Here is a 2784-nt window from a genome sequence, read left to right as displayed (position 1 = left end):
CGGTTCGCGCGTCCAGCCGCAGGCCTGCATCACTGGCCTGGCTGATCATCCAGTCCAGCGTCACCAGCGATTGCTGGTCCTCCGGGTAGCCGCCACCCACGTTGGAGTGGGCGCCGGAGAACCACACCTGCGTCAACCGGTCCGGCGGCACCTTGTTCGCGGCGACCAGCGCAGCCTCGTGAGCCTCATCGAAGAGGATGGGATGGAAGGTCTGGCGCTCGTCATCCAGCGACAGCGCATGGCAGGCGCGCTGGACTTGCACGCTCAAGTGATGGTCCTTTGACACCATGGGCCATATCAGCAGCGAGATTCCCCACTTGAGCTCGTCCACTGGCATCCCATACGCCGCCACGGTGTCCCACAGGCCAAGGAAGCGGATAGGGACCTTGCGCCGCTCCGGCGGCAAGTCCTGAATGTGGCGCCTGCCGGCGAGCGTCGAGGGCAGCAGCAGCAGGTCGCGCAGCCGGCGGCCCAGCCAGACGATGGGGCTCCAGGACGGATAGGTCTCGTTGCGGTAGCGGCGGTACGCCGCCAGCGCGTGCGCATGCAGTTCAGACTCGGACCGCCCCTGCACCAGGCCCTGGCTCTCGATCAGTGCGACCACCACGCGAATGGTGTATGCGCCCCGGCTGAACCCGAAGCCGTAGATCTCGTCGCCCGGCTTCCAGACCCGGCAGACGAACTTGTAGAGGTCGATGACGTTGCGCTTGAGGCCGTAGCCGAACGCGCCGCCCAGGGCGGCCAGGTATTTGTTGGACGACGTGCCCACGCCGTCGTCATAGTGCGCAAGCTGGTCGGGCTCGGTCTGGTCCAGTGCCTGGAAGATGCGCCAGACATTGGTCTTTTCCGCCTTGGCGGAACTGTTGCCCGTTCCGTCCGAGCACAACACGAGTCTCTTTGGCATGTCCCCTCCCACTCCCAACAATGAATCGACGCCGGCGGCGCCACACACTGGCCTTTCAGGCCGCTGCGGCTAATTCGGCCACGCCTGCACGCGTGAGTCGCCGTTCTGCACGTGATAGTCGAACGCGAGTGCCACGCCCAGCTCCGAGACCAGTTGGGCTTCTTGGCCGTGGCCGCGGCCGGCACGAAGGAGGCGTCATAGGCGCGGTGCATCCGTAGCCGCTTCACGACAGGCGCTTCACCCAGCTGGGCGAAAGCATCTTTCCATTCGGGCGGTACGGAGGCCTTGTCCGGGCCGGAGCTGATACTGTGGGAGTCCAATCGCAAGGCCAACACCGAGCGCCGATTTCAGCGCTCGGAACTCCAAATTGCCCACGGCGCGATCTCCCAGTATTGCGTTCATGGCACTCCCCTCCCCTGGGCCTGATTTCATTCGGCCTCTCTCAGGAAGGCATCCCCAACACTGTGGAAGGGCTGGCGCGCTCCCACTACTAAACGGTGATGGGCACTCGCTGGCCCAAGCCAGCCGCGTAAAACGGCCGCGTGCGTCTGCTGGCGCACATACACCAGGCTGAGGGGCGTGCACGATGCCCGGCAATGTCCGCCCGCTGGGAACCATCATGAATGAAGCTGCGCTGCCTCTGACCGACGAGGACGACGGCCCCTTGTCGCCATGGTGGGTCCGCACCGTGTTGATCGTGATGGCGCTCGGCTTTGCCGGCCTCATCGCAGTCACGTTGCTCGCCTACCGCAATGCACCGCCCATCCCCGCGCAGGCGACGGACCTTGCAGGCTCGCTGCAATTCAGCGGCGACGACATCGCAGAAGGCCAGGCCGTGTTCCTGAAATACGGGCTGATGGCCAACGGCAGCATCTGGGGCCACGGCGCCTACCTTGGGCCAGACTATGCGGCCGCGGCCTTGCACCGAATGGGCGAAGTCACGGCCCAGTCCATCGCGTTGGCGCGTCACCAGCAACCCTTTTCGGATCTGACGCCGTCTCAGCAGGCGGCGGTGCGCGCCGAGACGGCGGTCGAGCTGAAGACCAACCGCTACGACCCCGACACCGGGGTGTTGCGGCTGACCGCCTCGCAAGCGACGGCTCATCGAGAGCTGATCGAGCATTGGACCCGCTACTTTCACGACCCGGCGCTCAATGGGGGGCTCTCGGCCGACCTGATCACGGACCGCGCGGAGCTGAGGCAGTTCACAGCCTTCGTCAGCTGGGCCGCGTGGGCTTCCGTCRCCGTGCGGCCGGGCGAAAGCTATTCCTATACCAACAACTTTCCCTACGACCCGAACGTTGGCAACCGGCCGGTCGCCGGAGCCCTGTTCTGGAGCGCCCTGAGCCTCGTGGTGCTGTTGGCCGGGATCGCCGTGGTGCTGCTGGCCTTCGGCAAGTTCGATTACCTCGGCTGGGTCACCCGGGGCCACAAGGTCAGGCCGCAGCTGCTGCCGGGCCAGTCCAGCGACGGGCAGAAAGCGTTGGTCAAGTTCTTCGTGGTGGTCGCCGTGCTTCTGTTGGGGCAGACGCTGGTCGGCGGTGGTGTCGCACACTACCGCGCCGACCCGGGCAGCTTCTACGGCTTCGACCTCGAACGCATCTTTCCCAGCAATCTGCTGCGAACCTGGCACCTGCAGCTGGCGATCTTCTGGATCGCGACCGCCTATGTCGCTGCGGCGCTGTTTCTCGGGCGTTCACTGCGCAAAGACGAGCCGCGCTGGCTCGCACCCTTGACGCACGTGCTCTTCGCAGCCTTTGCCCTGGTGATTGGCGGCAGCCTGCTCGGGGAATGGCTGGGAATCTCGCAGGTGCTTGGCGATTGGTGGTTCTGGCTCGGCAACCAGGGCTGGGAATACCTCGAACTCGGCAGAGTGTGGC

Annotated in this window: 1 protein-coding gene and 1 pseudogene; one reads left to right on the top strand and one right to left on the bottom strand. The window is 65.4% G+C overall.

Annotation, left to right across the window (positions count from 1 at the left end; translation table 11 throughout):
* Positions 1-904: DUF2235 domain-containing protein (locus AC1DU6_RS26090; RefSeq protein ID WP_477860674.1), on the bottom strand; the 904-nt coding region annotated here is incomplete at its 3' end.
* A 619-nt stretch (positions 905-1523) separates the two neighbouring features.
* Between AC1DU6_RS26090 and AC1DU6_RS26085 the strand changes: the two are divergent.
* Positions 1524-2784, top strand: a pseudogene (locus tag AC1DU6_RS26085) (nitric-oxide reductase large subunit); the annotation flags it as partial.

This window comes from Roseateles sp. P5_B10, assembly GCF_056400485.1.
Note: the sequence above shows the minus strand (reverse complement) of the source record. Positions and strands in the feature narration are given on the sequence as shown.